Source organism: Streptomyces sp. NPDC058001 (assembly GCF_042886315.1).
Taxonomy (GTDB): domain Bacteria; phylum Actinomycetota; class Actinomycetes; order Streptomycetales; family Streptomycetaceae; genus Streptomyces.
In genome coordinates, this window is sequence record NZ_JBHVQT010000012.1 from 119,015 (window position 1) to 143,576 (window position 24,562).

18 protein-coding genes and 1 pseudogene are annotated in these 24,562 nt (G+C 70.8%); 11 read left to right on the forward strand and 8 right to left on the reverse strand.

All coding sequences use genetic code 11. From position 1 onward, the window contains the following. The first annotated feature begins 106 nt into the window (after positions 1-106). The 5 genes from ACFVT5_RS29035 to serA all read left to right on the forward strand — a co-directional run bounded on the left by ACFVT5_RS29035 (position 107) and on the right by serA (position 8,973). Positions 107-3,304 carry a putative bifunctional diguanylate cyclase/phosphodiesterase gene (locus ACFVT5_RS29035; protein ID WP_389894083.1) on the forward strand — a complete coding sequence of 1,066 codons (3,198 nt, stop codon included), beginning with the start codon at positions 107-109 and terminating at the stop codon, positions 3,302-3,304. 213 nt (positions 3,305-3,517) lie between these two features. Next, positions 3,518-5,404, forward strand: coding sequence for an acetolactate synthase large subunit (locus ACFVT5_RS29040; RefSeq protein WP_389894085.1), 1,887 nt, complete (start codon positions 3,518-3,520; stop codon positions 5,402-5,404). 23 nt (positions 5,405-5,427) lie between these two features. Then, positions 5,428-5,955, forward strand: a complete 528-nt coding sequence (ilvN, locus tag ACFVT5_RS29045) for an acetolactate synthase small subunit (RefSeq protein WP_389894087.1) — start codon at positions 5,428-5,430, stop codon at positions 5,953-5,955. A gap of 168 nt (positions 5,956-6,123) precedes the next feature. Then, entirely contained in the window at positions 6,124-7,122 is a 999-nt protein-coding gene (gene ilvC / locus ACFVT5_RS29050; RefSeq protein WP_389894089.1) for a ketol-acid reductoisomerase, read from the forward strand. Between the two features lie 231 nt (positions 7,123-7,353). Continuing rightward, entirely contained in the window at positions 7,354-8,973 is a 1,620-nt protein-coding gene (gene serA, locus ACFVT5_RS29055; protein ID WP_389894091.1) for a phosphoglycerate dehydrogenase, read from the forward strand. A gap of 65 nt (positions 8,974-9,038) precedes the next feature. Here serA and ACFVT5_RS29060 read toward each other — a convergent pair whose 3' ends face one another. Continuing rightward, positions 9,039-10,634 carry an MFS transporter gene (locus ACFVT5_RS29060; protein WP_389894093.1) on the reverse strand — a complete coding sequence of 532 codons (1,596 nt, stop codon included), beginning with the start codon at positions 10,632-10,634 and terminating at the stop codon, positions 9,039-9,041. Positions 10,635-10,758: 124 nt separating this feature from the next. Between ACFVT5_RS29060 and ACFVT5_RS29065 the strand changes: the two genes are divergently transcribed. Next, positions 10,759-11,385, forward strand: a complete 627-nt coding sequence (locus ACFVT5_RS29065; RefSeq protein ID WP_389894094.1) for a TetR/AcrR family transcriptional regulator — start codon at positions 10,759-10,761, stop codon at positions 11,383-11,385. Positions 11,386-11,428: 43 nt separating this feature from the next. Here the strand turns inward: ACFVT5_RS29065 and ACFVT5_RS29070 are convergent, their stop codons facing one another. Then, positions 11,429-12,373: a LysR family transcriptional regulator gene (locus ACFVT5_RS29070; protein ID WP_389894096.1), complete on the reverse strand. Its 945-nt coding sequence runs from the start codon at positions 12,371-12,373 to the stop codon at positions 11,429-11,431. 78 nt (positions 12,374-12,451) lie between these two features. Here ACFVT5_RS29070 and ACFVT5_RS29075 point away from each other — a divergent pair. Together ACFVT5_RS29075 and ACFVT5_RS29080 are read left to right on the forward strand one after the other, a co-directional pair. After that, positions 12,452-13,153, forward strand: a pseudogene (locus ACFVT5_RS29075) (OB-fold nucleic acid binding domain-containing protein); the annotation flags it as partial. Positions 13,154-13,333: 180 nt separating this feature from the next. Continuing rightward, positions 13,334-13,978 (forward strand): hypothetical protein, encoded by a 645-nt coding sequence (locus tag ACFVT5_RS29080; protein WP_389894097.1) that lies wholly within the window; start codon positions 13,334-13,336, stop codon positions 13,976-13,978. 94 nt (positions 13,979-14,072) lie between these two features. On the opposite strand, the gene uppS is transcribed toward ACFVT5_RS29080, so the two are convergent. Further along, positions 14,073-15,692 (reverse strand): polyprenyl diphosphate synthase, encoded by a 1,620-nt coding sequence (gene uppS, locus ACFVT5_RS29085; RefSeq protein ID WP_389894099.1) that lies wholly within the window; start codon positions 15,690-15,692, stop codon positions 14,073-14,075. Positions 15,693-15,809: 117 nt separating this feature from the next. Next, on the reverse strand, positions 15,810-17,018 hold the full coding sequence (locus ACFVT5_RS29090) for a PucR family transcriptional regulator (RefSeq protein WP_389894101.1): 1,209 nt from the start codon (positions 17,016-17,018) through the stop codon (positions 15,810-15,812). Between the two features lie 194 nt (positions 17,019-17,212). Here ACFVT5_RS29090 and ACFVT5_RS29095 point away from each other — a divergent pair, with 194 nt between their 5' ends. After that, on the forward strand, positions 17,213-18,196 hold the full coding sequence (locus ACFVT5_RS29095) for a proline dehydrogenase family protein (protein ID WP_389894103.1): 984 nt from the start codon (positions 17,213-17,215) through the stop codon (positions 18,194-18,196). Positions 18,197-18,241: 45 nt separating this feature from the next. Beyond that, positions 18,242-19,873: an L-glutamate gamma-semialdehyde dehydrogenase gene (pruA, locus tag ACFVT5_RS29100; protein WP_389894104.1), complete on the forward strand. Its 1,632-nt coding sequence runs from the start codon at positions 18,242-18,244 to the stop codon at positions 19,871-19,873. 124 nt (positions 19,874-19,997) lie between these two features. Here pruA and ACFVT5_RS29105 read toward each other — a convergent pair whose 3' ends face one another. Beyond that, complete coding sequence (locus tag ACFVT5_RS29105; RefSeq protein ID WP_389894106.1) at positions 19,998-20,696, reverse strand: nitroreductase family protein; 699 nt, start codon at positions 20,694-20,696, stop codon at positions 19,998-20,000. A gap of 87 nt (positions 20,697-20,783) precedes the next feature. Here ACFVT5_RS29105 and ACFVT5_RS29110 point away from each other — a divergent pair, with 87 nt between their 5' ends. Beyond that, positions 20,784-21,242 carry a hypothetical protein gene (locus ACFVT5_RS29110; RefSeq protein WP_389894108.1) on the forward strand — a complete coding sequence of 153 codons (459 nt, stop codon included), beginning with the start codon at positions 20,784-20,786 and terminating at the stop codon, positions 21,240-21,242. On the opposite strand, the gene ACFVT5_RS29115 is transcribed toward ACFVT5_RS29110, so the two are convergent. The 3 genes from ACFVT5_RS29115 to ACFVT5_RS29125 all read right to left on the reverse strand — a co-directional run bounded on the left by ACFVT5_RS29115 (position 21,216) and on the right by ACFVT5_RS29125 (position 24,255). Then, positions 21,216-22,484 (reverse strand): lysophospholipid acyltransferase family protein, encoded by a 1,269-nt coding sequence (locus ACFVT5_RS29115; RefSeq protein WP_389894110.1) that lies wholly within the window; start codon positions 22,482-22,484, stop codon positions 21,216-21,218. The two genes, ACFVT5_RS29110 and ACFVT5_RS29115, sit on opposite strands and share 27 nt — an antisense overlap. A gap of 185 nt (positions 22,485-22,669) precedes the next feature. Further along, complete coding sequence (locus tag ACFVT5_RS29120) at positions 22,670-23,542, reverse strand: phosphatidate cytidylyltransferase (RefSeq protein WP_389894112.1); 873 nt, start codon at positions 23,540-23,542, stop codon at positions 22,670-22,672. Next, positions 23,539-24,255 (reverse strand): CDP-alcohol phosphatidyltransferase family protein, encoded by a 717-nt coding sequence (locus tag ACFVT5_RS29125; RefSeq protein WP_389894114.1) that lies wholly within the window; start codon positions 24,253-24,255, stop codon positions 23,539-23,541. The genes ACFVT5_RS29120 and ACFVT5_RS29125 overlap by 4 nt, the downstream gene beginning before the upstream one ends. Positions 24,256-24,562: the final 307 nt, after the last annotated feature.

The window sequence follows — 24,562 nt, forward strand, 5'->3', positions numbered from 1 at the left end:
CAGGGGCTGCGCCGTGCGTCGTTCGGCGCCAGGGACGAGACACCGGACTGCGAGGGGGGCGACGGGCGATGCACGGCCTATGGACGAACGATGCGACGCGGCAGGTATGCCGACGGCGACCCTGCCGCACCCCCGCGCCCAGACGCAGGCACGCGGCCCACGGGACCCGCGGGAGGCACGCCCACCCACGCCAGACGGGACCGGGCGGACGCCGGGACCCCGGCGGCGTACGGACCGGGGCGGACCGGTGAGTGCCCCCGGGGCCGTCCTCACCCGTCGGCCCTCGGCCGACGCCGGGACGGGCCTGCTCTCGCAGGTCCTGGTCGCCCTGGTGTGCGCCGGATACGCGACGGGCGCCACCCTCGGCTGGGGCTCCAGCCGGGTCGCGCTCATCATGGGCGACTTCGGCCTGAGCGCCGCCGCCGCGACCGCCGCCGTCTCCTGTCTGCTCTATGCCCGCACCCGGCGCAGCCGCTTCCGGCCCGCGTGGCTGCTGTTCGCCCTCTCCTCCGCGATGGCGGCCCTGGGCAACGGCGTCTGGGGGTGGTACGAGGTGGTGCTCCAGCGCCCGGTGCCCAGCCCGAGCCCGGCCGACCTGTTCTTCCTCTGCTTCGCGCCGCCCGCCGTCGTCGGCCTACTCGTCCTCGCCAAACGGCCCGTGACCAAGGCCGGCTGGATCTGCCTCGCGCTCGACGCCTGGCTGATCGGCGGCTCCCTGGTGACGCTCTCCTGGAGCCTCGCCCTCGCGCACACGGCCCGCTTCCAGGGCCAGAGCGTCGCCCATGCCGCGCTGTCGCTCGCGTATCCACTGCTCGACATCGCCCTGGTGAGCATGGTGCTGGCGCTCCACTTCAGACGCACCTCCATGAACCGCTCCGCCGTCAACACGGCGATCGGCGCCCTCGCACTCACCGTCATGTGCGACGCCCTGTTCACCTCGCCGCTGCTGCACACCAGTTACCGTTCGGGACAGCTCCTCGACGCGGGCTGGTTCGCCGGATCGCTGCTCCTCGCGTACGCGCCCTGGGCGAGCGCCCGGGGCCGCCAGGACGACCAGCACGCGCGCGGGGCACACATCCCGGGACAGACCCGCTGGGCGCTCCGTCCCGGGAGCCCCACGCCCCGCGACACCACCGGCCCGGGGCACCACCAGACACCCCGTCGGGCACCCGGCCGTCCTCCTCACCCCCAGCCGCCCCCGGCACCGGCAGCGGATTCCGCCGACACCTCCGCCACTCCATCCACCGACACCTCCGTCGCCCACGGCAGACTCCCCGGCTCCCCGCACCCGCACGCGCAGAACCGCTATGTGTCCCGGCCCATCGCCGGTTCCCTCGCCGCGCTGACCCCGTACCTCGCCGCCGCCGTCTGCACCCTGGGGATCATCTACAACGTCCTCAACGGCCGCAGCGTCGACCGTGTCGTCCTGTTCACCGCGTGCACCGTCGTGCTCGCTCTTGTGGTGCGCCAGGGCATCATGCTGATCGACAACGTCACGCTCACCCAGGAACTGGCCCAGAAGGAGAACCACTTCCGCTCCCTGGTCCAGGGCTCCAGCGATGTCATCATGATCGCCGCCCCGAGCGGCGTCCTGCGCTACGTCAGCCCCGCCGCCGCCGGTGTCTACGGCCGGGACGCGGACGACCTCGTCGGCTCCGAACTCGCCGCGCTGATCCACCCCGAGGACCTCAAACGGGTGCTCCACGAAGTGCGCAGATTCCGCGCCGCCAGCCAGGTCGAGGAGCCGACGATGCGCATCGAGTGCCGCTTCCGCTCGGGCGACGGCCAGTGGCTGAATGTCGAGTCGACGGTCAACCGGCACCACGGCGGCCTCATCCTCAACAGCCGCGACGTCACCGAACGCGTCCGCCTTCAGGCCCAGTTGCAGCACAACGCCGAACACGACCCCCTCACCGACCTGCCCAACCGCGCCCTGTTCACGCGCCGGGTCGGCCAGGCGCTCGGTGGGCGCAGAGCGGGCGACCGGGGCACCGCCGTCCTGTTCATCGACCTCGACGGCTTCAAGGCCGTCAACGACTCGATCGGCCACCAGGCGGGCGACGAACTGCTCATCCAGGCCGCCCGTCGCCTCCAGGACGCCGTACGGCAGGGCGACACGGCGGCCAGGCTCGGCGGCGACGAGTTCGCCGCGCTCATCGTCGGCGACGGCACCCGCGACCGCACCGCGCGCGAGCAGCACATCATGGACCTCGCCGACCGACTCCGCCTCACCCTCTCGCAGCCGTACCTCATCGAGGGCAACGATGTCCGGGTCGCCGCCTCCATCGGCGTCGCCTTCGCCGACCACGGCGTCGGCGCGGGCGAACTGCTGCGCAACGCCGACCTCGCGATGTACCGCGCCAAGGCGGCGGGCAAGGGCCGCGTCGAGTTGTACGCGCCCCAGATGCAGGCCGACGTGGTGCGCAGGGCGGAGCTGGCGGGACGCGTGCGCACCGCGATGCGCGACGGCGAGTTCGCCCTGCTGCACCAGCCCGTCGTCTCCCTGGCCAGTGGCCGGATCACGTCGGTCGCCGCCCAGCCCCGCTGGCGTTCGGGCCAGGGCATCCTCTTCACGCCCGCCGAGTTCCTGCGCGTGTCCGCCGACAGCGACCGCACGGCCGAACTGGGCCGCTGGATGATCGAGGAGGCCGTCGCCCAGGCCGCCGACCGCACCCGCTCCGGCCACTCCGCGCCCGTCGTCGTCCGGATCACCGCCCAGCGCCTCCTGGACCGGTCCCTGCCCCTCGGCTCCGTCGAGGCGCTCCTCACCCGCCACGGCCTCCCCTCGGGCGCCCTGACGATCGAGCTGACCGACACCGTCCACGGAGGGTCCCTGGACGAGCTGGAGCGCCGTCTCACGGCCCTGCGCAGACTCGGCGTACGGATCGGCCTCGACGGCTTCGGCGGCGGCCACGCGGCGATCACCGCGCTGCGGCTGCTCCCCGTCGACGTACTGAAACTGGACCGCGGCCTGGTCGAGGGCGTCGTGGAGTCCGCCCGGCTGCACAAGATCACCAGTGGGCTGCTGCGGATCGCCACCGATCTCGGACTGCACTCCGTCGCCGACGGCGTGGACCTGCCCGAGCAGGTCGTCGCCCTGCGCGCGATGGGATGCACCCACGGCCAGGGCATGGCCTTCTCCGGACCGCTCGACGAGTACCGGCTGCGCCGCGCGCTGACCTCGGGACACTTCCCCGTACCCCATGGCCCCGTCGAGTCCGTGCTGGTCGGAGGGGGTCCGGCGGCCTACACCGGAAGCCTGCCACTGCGTTCACATAATGAGACTCCCGTCCCACCCACTTGACAGGCATCGCGTGCCGGGGGGAGGGTCAGATCCATGCGCACCCGAATTCTCGTACTTGGACAGCGCGTCGGCTGACGCCGGGTCACTCGAAACCCCGGCAACCGCACCGACGCGCTCCCCTCGCTTGCCTCACGGCACGAGGGGTTTTTTGTTGCACAAACACCCGCAGTTACCCGCACAACCCTCGCAAAAACCCTCAGCATCGAGAAGAGAATGCCGATGACCGAGCAGGCATCCGGGGCCCACCACCCGCAGCCGCGGCCCCGTACCGGAGGACAGTCCGCCCCCGTCGAGCACGTCACGGGCGCGCAGTCCCTCATCCGCTCCCTTGAGGAAGTCGGGGCCGACACGGTATTCGGCATCCCCGGCGGTGCGATCCTGCCCGCGTACGACCCGATGATGGACTCCCAGCGCGTCCGCCATGTCCTGGTCCGCCACGAGCAGGGCGCCGGCCACGCCGCCACCGGCTACGCGCAGGCCACCGGCAAGGTCGGCGTCTGCATGGCGACCTCGGGCCCCGGCGCCACCAACCTCGTCACACCGATCGCCGACGCGCACATGGACTCCGTGCCGCTCGTCGCGATCACCGGCCAGGTGGCCTCCAAGGCGATCGGCACGGACGCCTTCCAGGAGGCCGACATCGTCGGCATCACCATGCCGATCACCAAGCACAACTTCCTGGTGACCAAGGCCGAGGACATCCCGCGGACCATCGCCGAGGCGTTCCACATCGCCTCCACGGGCCGCCCGGGACCCGTCCTCGTCGACATCGCCAAGGACGCCCTCCAGGCGCGCACCACCTTCAGCTGGCCGCCCACCCAGAACCTGCCCGGCTACCGCCCGGTGACCAAGCCGCACGCCAAGCAGATCCGCGAGGCCGCCCGGCTGATCACCCAGGCCGAACGGCCCGTCCTGTACGTCGGCGGCGGCGTCATGAAGGCCCGCGCCACCGCCGAGCTGAGGGTCCTCGCCGAACTCACCGGAGCGCCCGTCACCACCACCCTGATGGCGCTCGGCTCCTTCCCCGACAGCCACCCGCTGCACGTGGGAATGCCCGGCATGCACGGTGCGGTCACCGCCGTCACCGCGCTGCAGAAGGCCGACCTGATCGTCGCCCTCGGCGCCCGCTTCGACGACCGCGTCACCGGCAACCTGGACAGCTTCGCGCCGTACGCGAAGATCGTCCACGCCGACATCGACCCCGCCGAGATCGGCAAGAACCGCACCGCCGACGTCCCGATCGTCGGCGACGCGCGCGAGGTCATCGCCGACCTCGTCCAGGCCGTGCAGCGCGAGCACAGCGAGGGCCACCGGGGCGACTACACCGCCTGGTGGAAGGACCTCAACCGCTGGCGCGACACCTACCCGCTCGGCTACGACCAGCCCGCCGACGGCAGCCTGTCCCCGCAGAACGTCATCGAGCGCATCGGCCAACTGGCACCCGAGGGCACGATCTTCGCCGCGGGCGTCGGCCAGCACCAGATGTGGGCCGCGCACTTCATCCAGTACGAGCAGCCCGCGACCTGGCTCAACTCGGGCGGCGCCGGAACCATGGGCTACGCCGTGCCGGCCGCGATGGGCGCGAAGGCGGGCATGCCCGACCGCACGGTCTGGGCGGTCGACGGCGACGGCTGCTTCCAGATGACCAACCAGGAACTGGCCACCTGCGCGCTGAACAACATCCCGATCAAGGTCGCCATCATCAACAACGGCGCCCTCGGAATGGTCCGCCAGTGGCAGACCCTGTTCTACAACCAGCGCTACTCCAACACCGTGCTGCACCAGGGCGTCACCGAGACGGGTGCCGCCATCGGCTCCGCCGAGGGCCCCGGCAAGCAGCCGAGCGCCGGAACCCGCGTCCCCGACTTCGTGAAGCTCGCCGAGGCCATGGGCTGCGTCGCGCTGCGCTGCGAGTCACCGGACGACCTGGACAAGGTCATCGCCGAGGCCAACGCCATCAACGACCGGCCCGTCGTCGTCGACTTCATCGTCCACGAGGACGCCATGGTCTGGCCGATGGTCGCCGCCGGCACCTCCAACGACACCATCCTGGCCGCCCGGGACGTCCGCCCCGACTTCGGCGACAACGAAGACGACTGAGCGCGAAAGAGAGCCACCGAGACATGTCTTCCAAGCACACGCTCTCCGTCCTGGTCGAGAACACGCCCGGTATCCTCGCCCGGATCGCCGCACTGTTCTCCCGCCGCGGGTTCAACATCGACTCGCTCGCGGTCGGCGTCACCGAGCACCCCGACATCTCGCGCATCACCATCGTCGTGAATGTCGAGGACCTGCCGCTCGAACAGGTCACGAAGCAGCTCAACAAGCTCGTCAACGTCCTGAAGATCGTCGAACTGGAGCAGGGTTCCGCCGTTCAGCGTGAACTCGTTCTGGTGAAGGTCCGCGCCGACAACGAGACGCGCTCCCAGATCGTCGAGATCGTCCAGCTGTTCCGCGCCAAGACCGTCGACGTCTCGCCCGAGGCCGTCACGATCGAGGCCACCGGATCCAGCGACAAGCTGGAGGCGATGTTCAAGATGCTGGAACCCTTCGGCATCAAGGAACTGGTGCAGTCCGGCACCATCGCCATCGGCCGCGGCGCCCGCTCCATCACGGACCGCAGCCTGCGGGCACTCGACCGCAGCGCCTGATCGCCCTCCCCGCGCGCGGGCTGCCGCGCGCGGGGGAACCAGGGGGCGCGCACCGTCATCCCGCGCGCCCGCATTACGAGACTCCGTAACGTCCCTTTCCCCGTCCGCCGTACGGTGGGACGCATCAGCAACACGGCGGGAAACGCAACAAACCTAGGAGAGATCCAAGTGGCCGAGCTGTTCTACGACGACGACGCCGACCTGTCCATCATCCAGGGCCGCAAGGTCGCGGTCATCGGCTACGGAAGCCAGGGCCACGCCCACGCGCTGTCGCTGCGTGACTCCGGCGTCGACGTCCGGGTCGGTCTGCACGAGGGCTCCAAGTCCAAGGCCAAGGCCGAGGAGCAGGGCCTGCGCGTGGTGACCCCGGCCGAGGCCGCCGCCGAGGCCGACGTCATCATGATCCTCGTCCCGGACCCCATCCAGGGGAAGGTCTACGAGGAGTCCATCAAGGACAACCTGAAGGACGGCGACGCGCTGTTCTTCGGCCACGGCTTCAACATCCGCTTCGGCTTCATCAAGCCCCCGGCCAACGTCGACGTGTGCATGGTCGCGCCGAAGGGTCCAGGCCACCTCGTGCGCCGCCAGTACGAGGAAGGCCGCGGCGTCCCGTGCATCGTGGCCGTCGAGCAGGACGCGTCCGGCAACGCCTTCGCGCTGGCCCTCTCGTACGCGAAGGGCATCGGCGGCACCCGCGCCGGCGTCATCAAGACGACCTTCACCGAGGAGACCGAGACCGACCTGTTCGGTGAGCAGGCCGTTCTCTGCGGTGGTGCGTCCGCGCTGGTCAAGGCCGGTTTCGAGACCCTGGTCGAGGCGGGCTACCAGCCCGAGATCGCGTACTTCGAGTGCCTCCACGAGCTGAAGCTGATCGTGGACCTCATGTACGAGGGCGGCCTGGAGAAGATGCGCTGGTCGATCTCCGAGACCGCCGAGTGGGGCGACTACGTCACCGGCCCCCGCATCATCACGGACACCACCAAGGCCGAGATGAAGAAGGTCCTCGGAGAGATCCAGGACGGCACCTTCGCCAACAACTGGATGAAGGAGTACGAGGCGGGTCTGCCGAAGTACAACGAGTACAAGAAGGCCGACGAGGACCACCTCCTGGAGACCACGGGCAAGAAGCTCCGCAAGCTGATGAGCTGGGTCGACGACCAGGAATGACATGACTGAGGGCCGCTCCCACCGGGGGCGGCCCTCACGTCTTGAACGGCAGGTGGCCGTCTTGGCCACCCTGTCCAGCCACGGACGGGTGATCCTTCCGCGCAGGCGGAGAACGTGGCCCGATCCGCTACTAGACTGCTGAGCACATACGCGTCAGGCCCACAGTGTCGTGCGTCTTCCACGCGGCTAGCACCCCTCCACCGCATGCGGCCGTCGGGACGGCCGTCCGCAATGGGACTTGTGAGGACTCACGTGAGCACTGCTGCCGGTAAACCCGTCGTACTCATCGCTGAAGAGCTGTCGCCCGCGACCGTCGACGCCCTGGGCCCGGACTTCGAGATCCGCCACTGCAACGGCGCCGACCGGGCCGAGCTGCTGCCCGCCATCGTCGACGTCGACGCGATCCTGATCCGTTCGGCCACGAAGGTCGACGCCGAGGCGATCGCCGCCGCCCGGAAGCTGAAGGTCGTCGCCCGCGCGGGTGTCGGACTCGACAATGTCGACGTCTCCTCCGCCACCAAGGCCGGCGTGATGGTCGTCAACGCCCCCACCTCGAACATCGTCACCGCCGCCGAGCTGGCCTGCGGTCTGCTCCTCGCCACCGCGCGCAACATCCCCCAGGCGAACTCCGCGCTGAAGAACTCCGAGTGGAAGCGCTCCAAGTACACCGGTGTCGAGCTGGCCGAGAAGACCCTCGGTGTCGTCGGCCTCGGCCGAATCGGCGCCCTGGTCGCCCAGCGGATGTCCGCGTTCGGCATGAAGGTCGTCGCCTACGACCCGTATGTACAGCCCGCGCGAGCCGCGCAGATGGGCGTGAAGGTCCTCTCCCTGGACGAGCTGCTCGAAGTCTCCGACTTCATCACCGTGCACCTCCCGAAGACCCCCGAGACCCTCGGCCTCATCGGTGACGAGGCGCTGCACAAGGTCAAGCCGTCGGTGCGGATCGTGAACGCCGCGCGCGGTGGCATCGTGGATGAGGAGGCGCTGTACTCGGCGCTCAAGGAGGGCCGCGTCGCCGGCGCCGGTCTCGACGTGTACGCGAAGGAGCCCTGCACGGACTCCCCGCTGTTCCAGTTCGACCAGGTCGTGTGTACCCCGCACCTCGGCGCCTCCACCGACGAGGCGCAGGAGAAGGCGGGCGTCGCGGTCGCCCGTTCCGTACGGCTCGCGCTCGCCGGTGAGCTGGTCCCGGACGCGGTCAATGTCCAGGGCGGGGTCATTGCCCAGGACGTCAAGCCCGGACTGCCCCTCGCCGAGCGCCTCGGCCGGATCTTCACCGCCCTCGCGGGTGAGGTCGCGGTCCGCCTCGACGTCGAGGTGTACGGCGAGATCACCCAGCACGACGTCAAGGTGCTCGAACTGAGCGCGCTCAAGGGCGTGTTCGAGGACGTCGTGGACGAGACCGTGTCGTACGTCAACGCTCCGCTGTTCGCGCAGGAGCGGGGCGTCGAGGTCCGGCTGACCACGTCCAGCGAGTCGCCCGACCACCGCAACGTCGTCACCGTCCGCGGCACCCTCTCGGGCGGCGAGGAGATCGCCGTCTCCGGCACGCTGGCCGGTCCCAAGCACCACCAGAAGATCGTCGCGATCGGCGACCACGACATCGACCTCGCGCTCGCCGACCACATGGTCGTCCTGCGGTACGGGGACCGTCCCGGTGTCGTCGGCGCGGTCGGCCGGGTCCTCGGTGAGGCGGGGATCAACATCGCGGGGATGCAGGTGTCCCGTGCGGTTGCCGGCGGCGAGGCTTTGGCGGTTCTCACGGTGGATGACACGGTGCCGCAAGCCGTGCTTTCTGAAGTGGCCGAGGAAATTGGGGCGACGTCTGCTCGCGCGGTGGATCTGACCTGAGCGAACTTGGGGCGCCGACGCGGGGCTGCGCCCCGGAGCCCCGGTATCGCCCTTCGGGCTCGTCCTCAAACGCCGGACGGGCTGGATATTTCGGGCCCGTCCTCAGACACCGGCGGGTTGGATAGCTCCAGCCCGTTCGGTGTTTGTTTTGTTCTGTGGGCCAGAGCTGCTGTCAGTAGGAGTATCAGGGCTGCTGCCAGTGATGCTGTGTTCATGCCGTCCGTGAACGCCGTGCGGGCCGTTGTTGTCAGGGTCTCCGCTGTATGGGCGGGGAGGTGGCGGGCGACTGCCAGGGCTCCCGCCAGGGTTTCGTGTGCCTCGGCGGGGAGGCCCGGGGGTGCCTTGTCGGTGACCTCGTGGCGGTAGACCGCCGTGCCGATGGAGCCGAGTACCGCCATCCCCAGGGCGCCTCCGAACTCCTGGCCGGTCTCCAGGAGGGAGGCCGCCGCGCCCGCCCGGTGCGGGGGAGCGGCGCCCAGGGCCAGGTCCGTCATCTGGGACATCACGGTGATGATCCCGGCCGCCAGGACCCCGGCACCGGCGAGTACCAGCCACATCGACTCCGTACCGGCCGCCGTGAGCAGGCCGTAGCCCCCGGCCGCGAGGACGAAACCGCCCGCGACGACCCGCGAACGAGCTACGCCCCGCTGCACCAGAACCGTTGCCACGGGAGCGGCGGGGCCGATCAGGACCGACGGGAGCAGCGCCCAGAGCGCCGCCTCCATCGCGCTCTTGCCCAGCACCGACTGGAGGTACTGGGTGGTGAAATACGCCGAGCCCAGCATCGCGAACGCCGCGATCAGGTTGAGTGAGACGGCGGGGCCGAAGCCACGGCCGCGGAACAGGGCCATCGGGATCAGCGGGGACGCGATGGTCCGCTGGCGGTGCAGGAACAGGGCGGCGAAGCCGAGTCCGACGACGAGGGACACCAGGTAGGGGACACGGAAGCCCTCCGAGGAGATCTCCTTGAGGCCGTAGACGACGGGCAGCACGGCGGCCATCGACAACGGCACGCTCAGCAGATCGAAGCGGCCCGGCTCCGGGTTCTTGAACTCCGGGATCAGCAGCGGTGTCAGGACGAGCAGCAGGACCATCGCGGGCAGGTTGACCAGGAAGACCGAGCCCCACCAGAAGTGTTCGACGAGGACACCGCTCAGCACCGAGCCGAGCGCGACACCGCCCGTCATCACCGCGGACCAGATGCCGATGGCCTTCGCGCGCTGACCCGCGTCCCAGAACATGTTCCGGACCAGCGCCATGGTCGAGGGCATCAGCGTCGCGCCGCCGATGCCGAGGACCGCGCGGGCCGCGATCAGCATCTCGGCGCTGTTGGCGTACGCGGCGCAGACGGAGGCGGCGCCGAACGCGACCGCGCCGATCAGCAGGAGTCTGCGGCGGCCGATGCGGTCGCCGAGGGAGCCCATGGTCATCAGGAGCCCTGCCAGGACGAACGCGTAGATGTCGAAGATCCAGAGCTGTTGGGTGCCGCTGGGCGCCAGGTCCGCGCTGATCGCCGGGACCGCGAAGTACAGGACCGAGACGTCCATGGAGACGAGCATCAGCGGCAGCATCAGGACCACCAGAGCGGTCCATTCCCTGCGCCCGGCACGGGAGTTGCCGGTGCCGGAGGGGTGTGGTTCCGGAGTACGGGATGGGGTCATGGCATAGGACCGTACAGACGTCTTAAACACTTGTCTAGGACGATCGTATAGGACGGATGTGTAGGACGAGCGTGTGAGACGTTCGTCTGAGACGTCTGTATGGATTGTTCTGTAGGGTTCCCGCATGGGACATCGTGAGGATCTGCTGGAGGGCGCGAAGCGCTGCCTGCTGGAGAAGGGATTCATGCGGACGACGGCGCGAGACATCGTCAAGGAGTCCGGCACGAATCTGGCCTCCATCGGCTACCACTACGGCTCGAAGGACGCGCTGGTGGCCCAGGCGTTCCTCGCCCTGATCGAGGACGTCGGGGACGCCTTCAGTCAGCAGTTCCTGGTCGATGGTGCGAGCGTGGCGCCTGCGGGGTCCTTCGAGCGGTTCCAGGAGGTGTGGGAGCAGGTGCTCGGGACGTTCCCGGAGTCCCGGGGCATCTGGGCGCTGAACCTGGAGTTCGTCCTGCTCAGTGATCGGATGCCGGGGGTGCGGGAGGTGGTCGTCGGCGCGCAGAGCGAGGGCCGCAAAGGGCTTCTCCCGGTGTTCAACGGCCGCCCCGAATCCGAACTCGACGCCGAGACCATCGACACGGAGGGCCGCTTCTATCAGACGATCCTCAACGGCCTCGTGGTCCAATGGCTCTTCGACCCGGCATCGGCGACCTCGCCCGGACGCCTGACGGAGGGGTTGCGGAGGGTGGCCGATGCGGCGGCCCAGCATCCGCCGGCGCCGCGCCCGACGGCACGGGAAAAGGGGTAGGTCCGTCGGTTGTTACGGGTTGCAGGGTTGCAGGGTTGCAGGGTTACGGGGCTTTGGGGCGCGCCGGGCGTGGTAGCCACAGGGTCGTTCCGGGCGGGGGTGGGGCGTGCTCGTGGGTGTGCCTGATCAGTTCGCGCAGGCCCGGGTGGTGGTTGTTCGCGTGCCAGATCAGGGACCAGGGGTACGCGGGTGTCGGGGCGGTGAGCGGGACGCGTTTCAGGGACCGGTGCTGCCCGAGCCAGGCGACGCTGGTCAGGTCACCGTAGAACGTCACCAGTGAACGCGATGCGCTGATCGAGTCCAGCAGGGATTCCATACCGAAATCGGGGCCCGTCGAATCGATGGCGAGCCCGAAGTCCTCCGCCAACTCGCGGTAGAAATCGCCCCATTCACTTCCCTCGACAATTCCCGGTACCCATGCCGTATAGGCCGACAGTTCGGTGAGCGTGACGGATTTCGCGTCGGCCAGTGGGTGCCGGTCGCCCGTGATGATTTCGAAGTTCTCCAGATAGGCGAGGGTTCCGTCCAGGCGCGGGTCGATGTCCCGTACCGGCTCCCGCAGATACACGTACCCCGCGTCGATCTCCCCGTCGAGCAACGCCCGTACCGCCGCGTCCACCCCGGCCAGCATCATGATTTCCAACGGCACGCCCGGATTCTCCCGGTGGAAGTCCTTCATCAGGGCCGCCGGTGCCAGACCGTTGCCCAGGACGTGCACCCGGAGCGGTCGTGTCTCGCTCTGTACGGACTCGACGGCCTGCCGGACCGCGACCAGTACGGCGCGGGCGTGCGGCAGGAAGGTCCGGCCGTCCGCCGTCAGGGCCGCGCCCGTGGGCAGACGCGTGAACAGCGGGACGCCCAGGGCGGATTCGAGCGCCGCGATCCGCTTCGACACCGCCTGCTGGCTCACTCCGAGGCGCCCGGCCGCATGCCGGAACTGCCCCTCCTCGGCCACGGCGACAAACGCGCGCACGGACTCCAGGTTCATCCGGGGACGCTATCACCCGATCCCTTTTCGACAACCATTGGTTATTGGCTCACCCTTTCTGTTGCTTGATCCGCCGGCCTTTTTTCCGGCTTGGATGTTGCCGACAGTGAGCCGGGGTTCGGGCTTGATGTCGAGTTCTCGGACGACGAGTGGGAGAAGACGTATCTGCTCGCGCAGGAGCGGGAGATGCTCGGTCTGTATGTGTCGGACCATCCGCTGTTCGGTCTGGAGTATGTGCTGTCGGACAAGGCGGACGCGGGGATCGGGCAGTTGACCGGGGGTGATTACTCGGATGGTTCGGTGGTGACGATCGGGGGGATCATTTCGGGGCTTCAGCGGAAGATGACCAAGCAGGGCAATGCGTGGGCGATCGCGACGGTGGAGGATCTGGCGGGTTCGATCGAGTGCATGTTCTTCCCGGCGACGCATCAGCTGGTGTCGACGCAACTCGTCGAGGACGCCGTGGTGTTCGTGAAGGGGCGGCTCGACAAGCGTGAGGACGTGCCACGGCTCCTCGCCATGGAAATGCAGGTCCCCGATGTGAGCGGTGCGCGCGAAGGTGCGCCGGTCCGTCTCGACATGCGGGAAGCACAGGTCACCCCTCGGTCGATCGGGCAGCTCAAGGACATCCTCCTGGCCCATCCGGGCCCCGCCGAAGTACATCTGCGTGTCCGCGGGCACACCCGTACGACCGTCTACCGCCTCGGCCACCGGATCAGCGTCCGCCCGGAATTCTGGGCCGACCTCAAGGCTGCCGTCGCCGTCACCCGGACCCCGTGACGGTTGATGCGGCGATGCGGTGACACGGCGATGTGGCATCTCCCGAAGTACACCTGTTGACGCGGTCATCCTCCTTCCGAGTGTCACCGGGGCCGGTTCCGCGTACGGGGAATCCCGGCGGCCCGATGATTCCCCTCGGGTCGCGCGCCGGCGGCCCCCAGGAAGGATGGTGGGCATCCCATGAATTCGAATCGCCGAACGGTTCTGGGCGCGGCGTTGACCGCGCCTTTGCTGGCCCAGTTCACGGGGACGGCGTCCGCTGCCGCGGACGGGAAGTGGGGCACGATTTCCGATGCCTGGGTCGAGGTCCGGTGGACCTCGCGGGTACAGGCGGAGCTGGACCGGTGGGAAGCCGTGGTCGAGGCGGTGGCTCCGGCCGAGCTGGTCAAGGACGCCGCCGGTGCGGCGGTGCGGTTCCCCGTGCGGTCGGGCAAGGGCGACCCCTCGCTGACGAACCCGGCGAAGGCCGAGGGCGACGGTGTACTCGACGGCGGGATCACGGTCCGTACGCCCCGGGGAAACGCCCAGGTCGTCAACTTGCAGAGTGTCCTCAAGGACGGTTTGGCGTCGGGGCAGTGCGTGCTCAACGGTGTCGACCTCGGACACCGCTCGGTGTTCCGCTGCGCGCTGTCCGAGGGCCTGCTGACCACCGGCAGTGTCGCGGTGGGCCAGCCGCTGAAGGTCCGGATCGACAAGGTGCCGCTGCACCCCACGCCCGAGGCGCTGGCGGTGTACACCGCCACGCTCGGCGCGTCCGCGTTCGCCGCCGACACGGTGCTCGCGTACGTCACCGCGGAGGGCGTGTACACACCGCCGAAGCCGTAAGGCCGAAGCCGGCCCCGGCTCACGGAGTCGCCTCGGCTCGCAGTATTGTCCCCGGCTCACGGAGTCGGCCCCGGCCCATGGAGTCGGCTCCGGCTCAAGGAGTCGGTGCCGGCTCCACCGGTCGGGCAGGACCGGGTAGGCCGCCCCCGAAGGTCCGCCGACGCCCGGCATACGCGGTGATCGCCTCCCGAAACTGTGCCAGGCCGAAGTCCGGCCAGGGAGTCGGGTCGAAGACCAGCTCGGCATAGGCGAGATGCCAGGGCAGGAAATTGCTGATGCGCTGCTCACCGGAGGTGCGGATCAGCAGATCGATGTCGGGAAGGCCGGGCGTGTACAGGTGCCGGGCCAGGTCCGCGGGGCCGATCTCCTCCGGCTGGATCGTCCCCGCGGCCACCTCGGCGGCCAACGCGCGGGCCGCGTCGGTGAGTTCGTCCCGCCCGCCGTAGTCGACACACAGGGTCAGCGACAGCACGTCGTTGTGCGAGGTCAGGCTCTCCACCAGCGTCAGAACCGAGGCCAGCGACGGATCGACCCGGTCGCGCCGACCACACCAGCGCACCCGCACGCCCAGTTCGTGCAGCCACTCGGTGCCCCGGGCGATCCCGTCGGCCATGGTCTCGAACAGCGCGGCCAGTTCTTCCTGGGACCGGTCCCAGTTCTCCGTGGAGAACGCGTAGATGCTCAGGTGTCGGACCCCCAGCCGCAGCGAGGCGTTGACCAGGCGCATCGCGGCCAGCCCGCCCGCCTGATGGCCCCGCGAGACCGGCAGGGTCCGCCGTGCGGCCCACCGCCGGTTGCCGTCCATGATGACCCCGACATGGCCCGGTACCCCACCCGCCACCGGCCAGGCGGGGCGGCGCCGGGCGGCACCGGTCGACGTCAGCGGTTCCATGCCGTCGGCGAAGACCCGGGACTTCCGGAGCGTGGCCTCGTCGTACTGCATCCAGGCGCCCAGCAGCATCGTGTGGAGGAAGGTCCGGCACTCGGGGTTCACCATCCCGGCCACCGGCATCGCCTGCTCCAGCAGGTCACGCCACCGCCCGAGCTGGATGTCCACCAACTCGTCCAGTGCGTCGAGCCGTTCACCGCGCCGGAGATCGGCCACCTCAAGATCCAACTGCCGCAGGTCGGCGCGTGGCAGATAGCAGCGACCGGCCGCGAGGTCGGTCGGCAGATCCTCGAAGATGTCCACCAACTGGCACACCTCGCCCAGGACCGAGGCCGTCGCCTTCGCCTCCGGTCCGCTCATGTCGAGCACCGACACAGCCATCTCGATGGTGGTCCCCGCGATGCCCCGCAGATAGCGCCGCTGCTCCGCGAACGTCTCGAAGGCGGGAGGCGCCGCGCAATCGGCCCCCATCGTGTCGAGGAATTCTTCGATCAGCGCAGGGTCGATCTCCCATCGACGCACCGTGTCCAGGAACGCCCGCCGCAGCGGATGCTGGCTGCGCCCGGTACGCAGCTCCGCCAGCGTGTCCTCACGCCATCGGGCGAACTGCTCCTCGCGGACCTGCGGCGTTCCGCCCTCGTCGGCGATCCGGTCGCTGCGTACGGTGAAGCTGTTCACGGCCAGGACATGGGGACGGATCGCGGTGGGCAGCACCTCGGTCGCTCGCCACATCGGCGGCAGGAACTCCCTGATCTCCGCCGCGCACACCTCGTAGGACGCGGACAGCTCGGGCGAGTCGGCGAACGGCACCTCGTTCCCTGACATTGCGTACCTCCCCTTCGTACCGCGCGGCGGGACCGCCACCGTCCCTAACGAAGCGTCGGCCGCCCGGTGCCGGTGCACACGCCGAACCATGGGAAGCCCCCGCCCCCGTACCGCCCCCTACAGGCGCGCCGCCTTCAGCGACATGTGCAGCAGCAGCCGGTCCTCGCCGTCGTCCAGGTCCAGGCCCGTGAGCTGCTCCACCCGGGACAGCCGGTAGTAGAGGGTCTGGCGGTGGATGCCCAGCTCGGCGGCCGTGCGGCCGGCCTGGCCCGCGCAGTCGAGGAACACCTCGGCCGTCCGCGCCAGCTCCCGGTGCGCGGGGGTCAGCAACTCCCGTACCGCCGTGTCCTGGGCCGCATCCTGCGGCAGTGTCGCGAGCAGCCGGTACGGGCCGATCGCCGACCACTGGGCGACCGGCGCGAACCGGGGCTCCGCGAGCGCCGCGCGCGCCGCCGCCGACGCCTCCTGCCACGCCGTGCCCAGCTCGCCCAGCTCCCGCCGGGGCGACGCGATCCCGGCCGCGACGCCCGCCGCCGCTAGGCCCGCCGCCGCGCCCCCCGCCGCCGCGGCGCCGCCCTTCGCCCGCGCCGACTCACGCAGCCGCGACGCCACCGTCAACGCCGGAGCCCGCACGTCCGCCGAGCGCAGCCGCACCAGCACCGCGAGGCTCTGCCCGGCCGCGCCCCACGGCATCGTGCACAGGGCCGCCGCGCCCGGCAGCGTACGGGCGGACGGGGCGTCGTCCGGGTCGGCCGACGGCCACGGCGCCACGCACACCACCACGTGCAGACCGTCCCCGCGCGGACCGAGCGCCGTACGCAGCGCGGCGAGCGCCATGTCCTGCTGCCAGCCCCGCTCCGCCGTGAGCACCGCCCGGAACTCCCGCGTCAGATCCGCGCCGGCCTGCGCCTCGTCCGCGAGCAGCGCCCCGATCCGCGCGGTCACCTCCATCGCGGCCGTCAGCTGCTCGTCCGTCCGCCCCGGCTCGTCGTCCAGCAGCCACACATAGCCGAGTACGACACCCCGATGGCGTACCGGAAGGCAGATCCTGCCCCGGTACACCCCCGCCTCCGGCGTCCGAGGGATCCGCACCGGGCCCGTGGCGCGGGCGATGCCGAACCCCTCGAACCAGGACCGCACCGCCGCCGTCGACCGGCGCGTCAGGATCGAACGGGTCCTGACCGGGTCCATCGCGGAGTCGTCGTCGCTGTCGTGCGCCCCGAACGCGATCAGCCCGAAGTCGCGGTTCTCCAGCGTCGCGGGGGCGCCGAGCAGCGCGGAGATCTCGTCGACCAGTTCCTGGTAGTCGCCCTTCACAGGGTCCATTCTCCGCCACTCGCGCGTCTTCTTCAGACATCTGTCTGAGATCGGGGCCACGGATGCGTGACAGCTGTCGATGGCCGAGGATCGGAGCGATCCTTAGGTTTCACGGTGGTTCTCCTTGCCGTACCCGAACCGTTCACGGATGTGCTGAACGCCTCGGGCCGACGGTGTGTCCGTACTCTCCGTGGAGGTGCCCCGTGCTGGGTCCCGTGATCCTCGCCGCGTCGCGCAGCGACCGGATGCGCCGTTTTGTGTCGGCGGCACCGGGCACCAAGCAGGTCGTCGACCGCTTCATCGCCGGTGAGACGGTCGAGCAGGTCGTCCCGATCGTCCAGGAAGCCGCCGCCCGCGGTCTTGAGGTCACCCTCGACGTGGTCGGCGAGGACATCACCGCACCGGAGCAGGCGACCGCCGCCCGGGACGCCTACCTGGAGCTGATCGAGCACCTGGGCGCCCTCGACCTCGGCACCCGCGCCGAGATGTCCGTGAAGCTGTCGCTGTTCGGGCAGTCCCTCCCGTCTCCCACCACCGCCCTCAACCGAGAGCCCTCCGGGCTCGCACCTCTGGCTTCCATCGGCGGCCACGAACGCGCGCTCGCCAATGTCCGCCCCGTCGTGGAGGCCGCCGCCGCGATCGGCACCACGGTCACTCTGGACGCCGAGGACCACACCACGCTCGACTCGATGTTCGCCATCCACGAGGAGCTGCGGCGCGACTTCCCGCAGACCGGCTGCGTCATCCAGGCATATCTGTTCCGCACCGAGGCCGACGCCCGCCGCCTCGCCGACGCGGGCAGCCGGGTCCGGATCGTGAAGGGCGCCTACAAGGAGCCCGCGTCCGTCGCCTACCAGGACAAGGCCGAGATCGACAAGGCGTATGTGCGGGTGCTGCGCATCCTCATGCGGGGGGACGGGTACCCGATGATCGGGTCCCACGACCCGCGCCTCATCTCCATCGCCCAGGAACTCGCCCACCGCGCGGGGCGCAAACTGGACGAGTACGAGTTCCAGATGCTGTACGGGATCCGCGGCGAGGAGCACCTGCGGCTCGCCGCCCAAGGCCACCGGATGCGCGTCTACACCGCGTACGGGACCGACTGGTACGGCTACTTCATGCGCCGTCTCGCGGAGAAGCCGGCCAACCTCCTCTTCTTCGCCCGCTCCCTCATCACCAAGGGCTGAGCGCTCCCCGACCCCTCCCGAACCCTCTAAGGAGACACGGAACCAATGGACGCTGTGACCCAGGTCCCCGCGCCGGTCAACGAGCCGGTGCACGGCTACGCCCCCGGCTCCCCGGAGCGTGCCCGTCTGGAGACCAAGCTCAAGGAACTGGCGGAGAACCCCGTCGACCTGCCGATGACCATCGGCGGCGAGCGGCGGATGGGTGGCGGTGACGCCTTCCAGGTCGTCCAGCCGCACGACCACCGGTCGGTCCTCGGCACCTACCGCAACGCGACCGGGCAGGACGCCCAGGACGCGATCGACGCCGCGCTCGCCGCCGCCCCCGCGTGGCGCGCGATGTCCTTCGACGACCGCGCCGCGATCATCCTGCGCGCCGCCGACCTGCTCGCAGGACCCTGGCGCGAGACGCTGGCCGCCTCGACCATGCTCGGCCAGTCCAAGACCGCCCAGCAGGCCGAGATCGACTGCCCCTGCGAACTGGTCGACTTCTGGCGCTTCAACGTCAAGTACGCCCGCGACCTGCTGGCCGAGCAGCCCCCGGCCAACTCGCCGGGCGTCTGGAACCGCCTCGACCACCGCCCGCTCGAAGGCTTCGTCTACGCGATCACGCCCTTCAACTTCACCGCCATCGCGGGCAACCTGCCGACCGCGCCCGCCCTGATGGGCAATGTCGTGGTGTGGAAGCCGTCCCCGACGCAGACCCACGCCGCCGTGCTGCTGATGCGGCTCCTGGAGGAGGCGGGCCTGCCCAAGGGCGTCATCAACCTGGTGACCGGCGACGGCATCGCGGTCTCCGAGGTCGCCCTCGCCCACCGTGACCTCGCGGGCATCCACTTCACCGGCTCGACGAAGACCTTCCAGTACCTGTGGAAGACGGTCGGCGAGAACATCGAGAAGTACCGGACCTACCCCCGGATGGTCGGCGAGACCGGCGGCAAGGACTTCGTCGTCGCGCATCCGAGCGCCGATCGCGCGGTCCTCAAGACCGCCCTCACGCGCGGCGCGTTCGAGTACCAGGGCCAGAAGTGCTCGGCCACCTCGCGCGCGTACGTCCCCGCCTCGATCTGGAACTCCGGCTTCAAGGAGGAGTTCGCGGCCGAGGTCGACGGGCTCACCATGGGCAATGTCACCGACCTGTCGCACTTCATCGGCGCCGTCATCGACGAGCGTGCCTTCGCCAAGAACAAGGCCGCCATCGACCGGGCCGAGGCCGACGACACCTGCACGATCGTCGCCGGCGGCAGCTACGACGACTCGGTCGGCTACTTCGTCCGCCCGACCGTGGTCGAGTGCTCCGACCCCGCCAACGAGGTCTTCACCACGGAGTACTTCGGTCCGTTCCTCGCGGTGTACGTCTACGAGGACGAGCGGTACGACGAGATGCTGGACCAGATGGAGTCCGTGTCGGACTACGCGCTCACCGGCGCCGTCATCTCCGGTGAGCGGGCCGCCACCGCGCACACCATGGCCAAGCTCCGCTACGCGGCCGGGAACTTCTACATCAACGACAAGTCGACCGGTGCCGTCGTCGGTCAGCAGCCCTTCGGCGGCGGCCGGGCCTCCGGCACCAACGACAAGGCGGGCGCCCCGCAGAACCTCATGCGGTGGACGCTGACCCGGGCCATCAAGGAGACCCTGGTGCCGCCGACCGACTACCCGTACCCGCACATGGGCTGACGCCCGAACCCCACATGGGCTTGACGCCCTCCCTCAGACACCGCCCCCGCCCTCGGCCCCCCAGCCGAGCGCGGGGGCGGTTTCCATGACCCTGGCCATGGACATGGCTTTCCATGACCCTGGTTCAGATCTCCACGAGTACCTGGTCCAGGGACTTGCGTACGAGGTCGGGGACCTGGCAGTCGGCCGCCGGGTGGCCGACCGGGACGACGGCGAATGCCTTCTCGTTCTCCGGGCGGCCCAGCACCTCCCGCAGGAAACGCATCGGGCTCGGGGTGTGCACCAGCGCCGCGAGGCCCGACAGATGCAGGGCCGTGAGCAGCATGCCGACGGCTATGCCGACCGACTCGTCCACGTAGTAATGCTTGTGCTTCGTGCCGTCCTCGCCCAGCCAGTACCGCTGCTGGAAGACGACGATCAGCGCGGGCGCGTCCGTGAGATGCGGCTTGATCTCGTCCGTGCCGAGCGGACGCAGCGCCTCCAGCCACTCGTCGCCGAGCCGCCCGTCGTAGGAGACGCGCTCCTCGTGCTCGGCGGCCTCGCGGATCGCGCGCCGGATCTCCGGGTCCTGGACCAGCACGAACGTCCAGGGCTGCTGATGCGCGCCGGACGGTGCTGTCGCCGCGCAGGCGATGGCGTCCCGCACCACGTCCAGCGGCACCGGGTCGGGCGCGAACTGCCGCACCGTCCTGCGCAGCCCCATCCGCGTACGCAACTCGGCGGCGCGCGCCAGGGATTCGGCCTCCGGCGTACGCTCCGGGCGGTACGGCACCGGGCGGTACGGCTCGCCGTGGGTCGGGGTCCAGTGCGCGGTCCGAGTCATGTCATCGAGTGTGCCGGGCGCCACTGACATCGGCGAGAGTGCCGATCCGGCAGCCCGAGCCGCTTGATCTCGGCCCAGCCTTGTCGGGTGACGGCTTCCGGCTTCGAACTGCTGCCCGGCACAGGGCTCTTGCTCCCGTTCGGCGCGGGCGCCCTCCGCTTCGGCATGGCGGAGCGCGAGGCCCGCTGGGCGGTGTCCACGGTCGCCGATGTGCGCGAGATGTGGGTGTGCCGGGCGCCGTGGGGCCTGTGGGCCGATCTCCAGGGCATCGAGATCACGGCGTGGGGCGGCGCGCACGGCGAAGAGCCGAGCCGGGGCGGTCTCGACCAGGTGCGGTTGGCCCGGACCGTCGACGACCCGCTCGACCCGGCGGCGGTCCCGGTGGAGTGGCTGGGTGTCGACCTCTTCGGACATGAACAGGACGAGGTGCTAAGGGCGTTGGAGCCGCACGGAACCCATGGGCTGCGGATCGAGCGGTCCGCAGGGACCTACCTGCGCGCGGTGTCCCTGTCGGCCCGGTCAGGCCCAGCCCGCGACGATCAGTGACAGGCCCGCCGTGAACCCGGTGGCCAACAGCAGCAGATAGCGCCCGTAGTGGCGGCGGAGCCGGTGCAGCAGGAAGCCGAACGCGCCGAACGCGAGGCCGACCGTCAGAGTGCGGGACCCGCGGGACGCCGCCGACCGCGCCAGCCAGTCCGACGCGGGCACTTCGGCGCGGCCCGCCTCCTTCGCGTACACCTTGAAGGGGATCCCGTTCCACGGTTGGTGGCGGACGGCCGACGCGGACTCGACGGCGAGTTCCTGGCGTACCTCCGCGCGCATACGGTCCGTGGTGAGCGGTGCGGGCAGGTCGACGCCCGACGCGGCCAGGTGCAGCGCGAGGAGGCCGCCGGCGAGGCTGCCCGCGAGGGCCGTCAGGGATAGTCGCAGCGCCTGCCTCGGCACCGCCACGCACGCGACGGCCAGCAGGAGTTCCGGCATGAGCGGCCAGCTCAGCGCCTCCGCGCACGCCCATGCGAAGGCCAGCGGCAGACCCCAGCGTGACGCGATCACGGCCGCCACCCGCTTGCGTACGGCCGAGTCACGCAGGGGTTCGGCGACGGTCCGCGCGTGGAGCGCGGCCACGGCGGCGCGCGCCTCCTCGGGGGTTGCCGTGCAGGGCAGCGCCGCACCGATGCGGACGCGCACCAGCGAGGGGCGCAGCCGGCCGTGCTTCGGCAGCAGTCGATCGGTGCCCGCGATACCGACCGGGACGATCGGCACGCGCGCGTGTGCCGCGAGCAGGTGGGCGCCCCGGTGGAAGGTGCCCAGTTCGCCGTCCCGCGCGCGGGTGCCCTCAGGGAAGAGGACCACCGCCCGTCCGGCCCGCAGCTCCGCGGCACGGGCGAGCAGGTCCTCCGTACCGCCGCCGCTGCGGCGTACCGGGAAGCCGGCCGCCAGGCGCCGGCAGATCCGGCGCCGCCAGGGCGAGGCGAACCAGTAGTCGGCGGCGGCCCCGATGGTCGGGGCGTGCCGGGCGTCGAGCGCCGCGAGGAGGGCGGCCGTGTCGGCGTGCGAGGAGTGGTTGGCGACCACCACGCAGCCGCCGGGCGGCAGTTGCCCGCGCCGTGAGACCCCTCCGGTGAGGGTGAGCAGGCACCACCACAGCGCCCGCCGCAGCCAGGGCCCACCGCCACGCCGTCCCGGGCCGTTCCCGGCCGCCCCCTGCCGCCGCGCGATCCGCGCGTCCCGTTCCTCCGCGCGGACGGCCCGCCGGGCGTCCCGCTGCTCGCGGTACGCGGCCCGCATCACCCGATGCGTCCCGGGCCTGGAGGCCACACACGGGTACATCACCGGGACGACACTCCGCGCGAAGGGTGTACGGGTGGCACGGGCGTGGGGCGTCCGCCGGGCCGAACGTGACCCACGCGCGGGGTGCGCACGCCCCGACCGTCGCCTCCGCTGTCCAGCGCCCGATGTCGCTCGCACGGTTCTCACAGCGTCACCACCATCGTCAGCAGGAGTGCGATCAGCAGGGAGTCGACGCGGTCCAGGAGGCCGCCGAAGCCGGGGAGCCAGGTACCGGCGTCCTTGACGCCCGCCTCGCGCTTGACCATGGACTCCAGGAGGTCGCCCACCACACAGCCGACGAGGACCGTCGCCCCCAGCAAAGGCGTGAACGATCCGACGGCGGCGAGCGCGCCGGCCGTCGCGAGGGCCGCGCCCAGGACGCCCGCCCAGGTCTTGTTCGGTGACAGCGGCGACAGCGGCCTCGCCAGCGGTCCCTTACGGCCGAGGGCGGTACCGCCGCACCAGGCGCCCACGTCGCCGAACGCCACCGCGATCCCCATGGCGAGCGCCGTGTCGCCGAGCAGCACGAGACCGCTCAGGGACACCGGGATCCAGACGAGTCCGAATACCGTGCGGGACGCGCGCGTGAGGCCCTGTTCGGCGTCGCCCGACATCAGCGCGGCCAGCGCGCCGAGCAGGAACAGGGCGCCCAGGAAGGGGAGTCCGAGCGCACCGGGCGCCGCCCACGCGACAGCCGGTACGGCCACCGCGGCGCCGTACAGGACGGCACGCTCGGGCCGGGGGAGTGCCACCATGCGCGCGTACTCGCCGGCCGCGACCGCGCCGAGCCCGGCCGCCAGCGCGAACGCGCCCGCGTGGCCCAGGAAGAGGGCGCCGAGGAACAGCGGCGCGGCCAGTGCCCAGGTCCGCCAGCGGCGGCGCAGTTCGGCCCGCATCCGTACCCCGGACGGCAGCGCGGCGACCGCGATGCCGCCCGCGCCGAGCACCCCGGCGACCACGGTCACCGCCCGGCCCGCCGCGACCTCACCCACCAGGAACCCGCCGCCCCCATTCATCGGCCGCCCCGCCCTTCCGGCCCGGTGCCCCGCACGCGCGCGTGGACGGCGCCGTCGGTGACGTCCCCGTCGGCCACGCGCGCGTGCACCACGTCGACCTCCTGGGCCACCCCGGCGCTCCGGGCCGCCGCCTCCGGGTCGTCGCCCAGTACCCGCCACAGCCACCGCAGCCGTACGACCGCCGTGAGCAGGGACCCCACCGCGACGATCCACAGCACCGGTACCGCCCAGCCGGACACCGCCGCGACCACGACCAGCAGGCAGCGTTCCGTCTTGCCGACCGGGCCGCCGTTACGGCGCGGCGCGCCCGCCGCCGCGCCCGCGAGCGAGACCCACGAGGGCAGCGTCGCGCCGAGCGCGGCCAGCAGCACCAGCCACAGCGGGGCCAGCGGCAGGAAGCCCGCGAGGACCACCAAGTCGGCGGCGCGGTCGCCGAGTTCGTTGAGGACGGAGCCGCGGCGCGTGGTGCGTCCGGTGTCCCGGGCCAGGGCGCCGTCCAGATTGGCGAAGGCGAGCCGTGCCGCGAGCAGCACGCACACGGGCAGCGCGGCGAGCGGCGCGGGCAGCCACGCGAGGGCCGCGGCGGCGCCCACGGCGCACCCCACGCCCGCCACGGTCAGCGTGTCGGGCGACACACCGTGACGGGCGAGCGCGGCCCGCGCACCGGACAACCGGTCCGCGTACCAGGGCTTGAGAGCGTAGAGGCCGTTCATGGGGACGACTCTGCCGTCGCGCGGACGGCGTGAAATCGGTGCGCGTACTCAAATTACTCATGAGTACGGGGTGCGGGTGCCGTCCCGCTCACCGCGCACCCCGCTGACCTCACGGGCAACGAACCGGGGGTCTGTGAGGGGGGTTTGTGAGGGGCGTCTGCGAGGGGGCTTTGCGCGAGGGGGCTTTGGGCGAGGGGGTTCTGTGAAGGGGGCGGGGTGGTCGGCGGCGGTCGGGCCGGGTTCATCCGCGACCGCCGCCGACGGTGCCTGCCCAGCCGGTCGGCGCGGCCGATACCGGCGCCGGGTC

Coding starts and splice junctions, on each gene's coding strand:
- ACFVT5_RS29035 (WP_389894083.1), top strand. CDS start 107: ATGCCGACGGCGACCCTGCCGCACCCCCGCGCCCAGACGCAGGCACGC.
- ACFVT5_RS29040 (WP_389894085.1), top strand. CDS start 3,518: ATGCCGATGACCGAGCAGGCATCCGGGGCCCACCACCCGCAGCCGCGG.
- ilvN (WP_389894087.1), top strand. CDS start 5,428: ATGTCTTCCAAGCACACGCTCTCCGTCCTGGTCGAGAACACGCCCGGT.
- serA (WP_389894091.1), top strand. CDS start 7,354: ATGGGACTTGTGAGGACTCACGTGAGCACTGCTGCCGGTAAACCCGTC.
- ACFVT5_RS29060 (WP_389894093.1), bottom strand. CDS start 10,634: ATGACCCCATCCCGTACTCCGGAACCACACCCCTCCGGCACCGGCAAC.
- ACFVT5_RS29065 (WP_389894094.1), top strand. CDS start 10,759: ATGGGACATCGTGAGGATCTGCTGGAGGGCGCGAAGCGCTGCCTGCTG.
- ACFVT5_RS29070 (WP_389894096.1), bottom strand. CDS start 12,373: ATGAACCTGGAGTCCGTGCGCGCGTTTGTCGCCGTGGCCGAGGAGGGG.
- ACFVT5_RS29080 (WP_389894097.1), top strand. CDS start 13,334: ATGAATTCGAATCGCCGAACGGTTCTGGGCGCGGCGTTGACCGCGCCT.
- uppS (WP_389894099.1), bottom strand. CDS start 15,692: ATGTCAGGGAACGAGGTGCCGTTCGCCGACTCGCCCGAGCTGTCCGCG.
- ACFVT5_RS29090 (WP_389894101.1), bottom strand. CDS start 17,018: ATGGACCCTGTGAAGGGCGACTACCAGGAACTGGTCGACGAGATCTCC.
- pruA (WP_389894104.1), top strand. CDS start 18,242: ATGGACGCTGTGACCCAGGTCCCCGCGCCGGTCAACGAGCCGGTGCAC.
- ACFVT5_RS29105 (WP_389894106.1), bottom strand. CDS start 20,696: ATGACTCGGACCGCGCACTGGACCCCGACCCACGGCGAGCCGTACCGC.
- ACFVT5_RS29115 (WP_389894110.1), bottom strand. CDS start 22,484: ATGCGGGCCGCGTACCGCGAGCAGCGGGACGCCCGGCGGGCCGTCCGC.
- ACFVT5_RS29120 (WP_389894112.1), bottom strand. CDS start 23,542: ATGAATGGGGGCGGCGGGTTCCTGGTGGGTGAGGTCGCGGCGGGCCGG.
- ACFVT5_RS29125 (WP_389894114.1), bottom strand. CDS start 24,255: ATGAACGGCCTCTACGCTCTCAAGCCCTGGTACGCGGACCGGTTGTCC.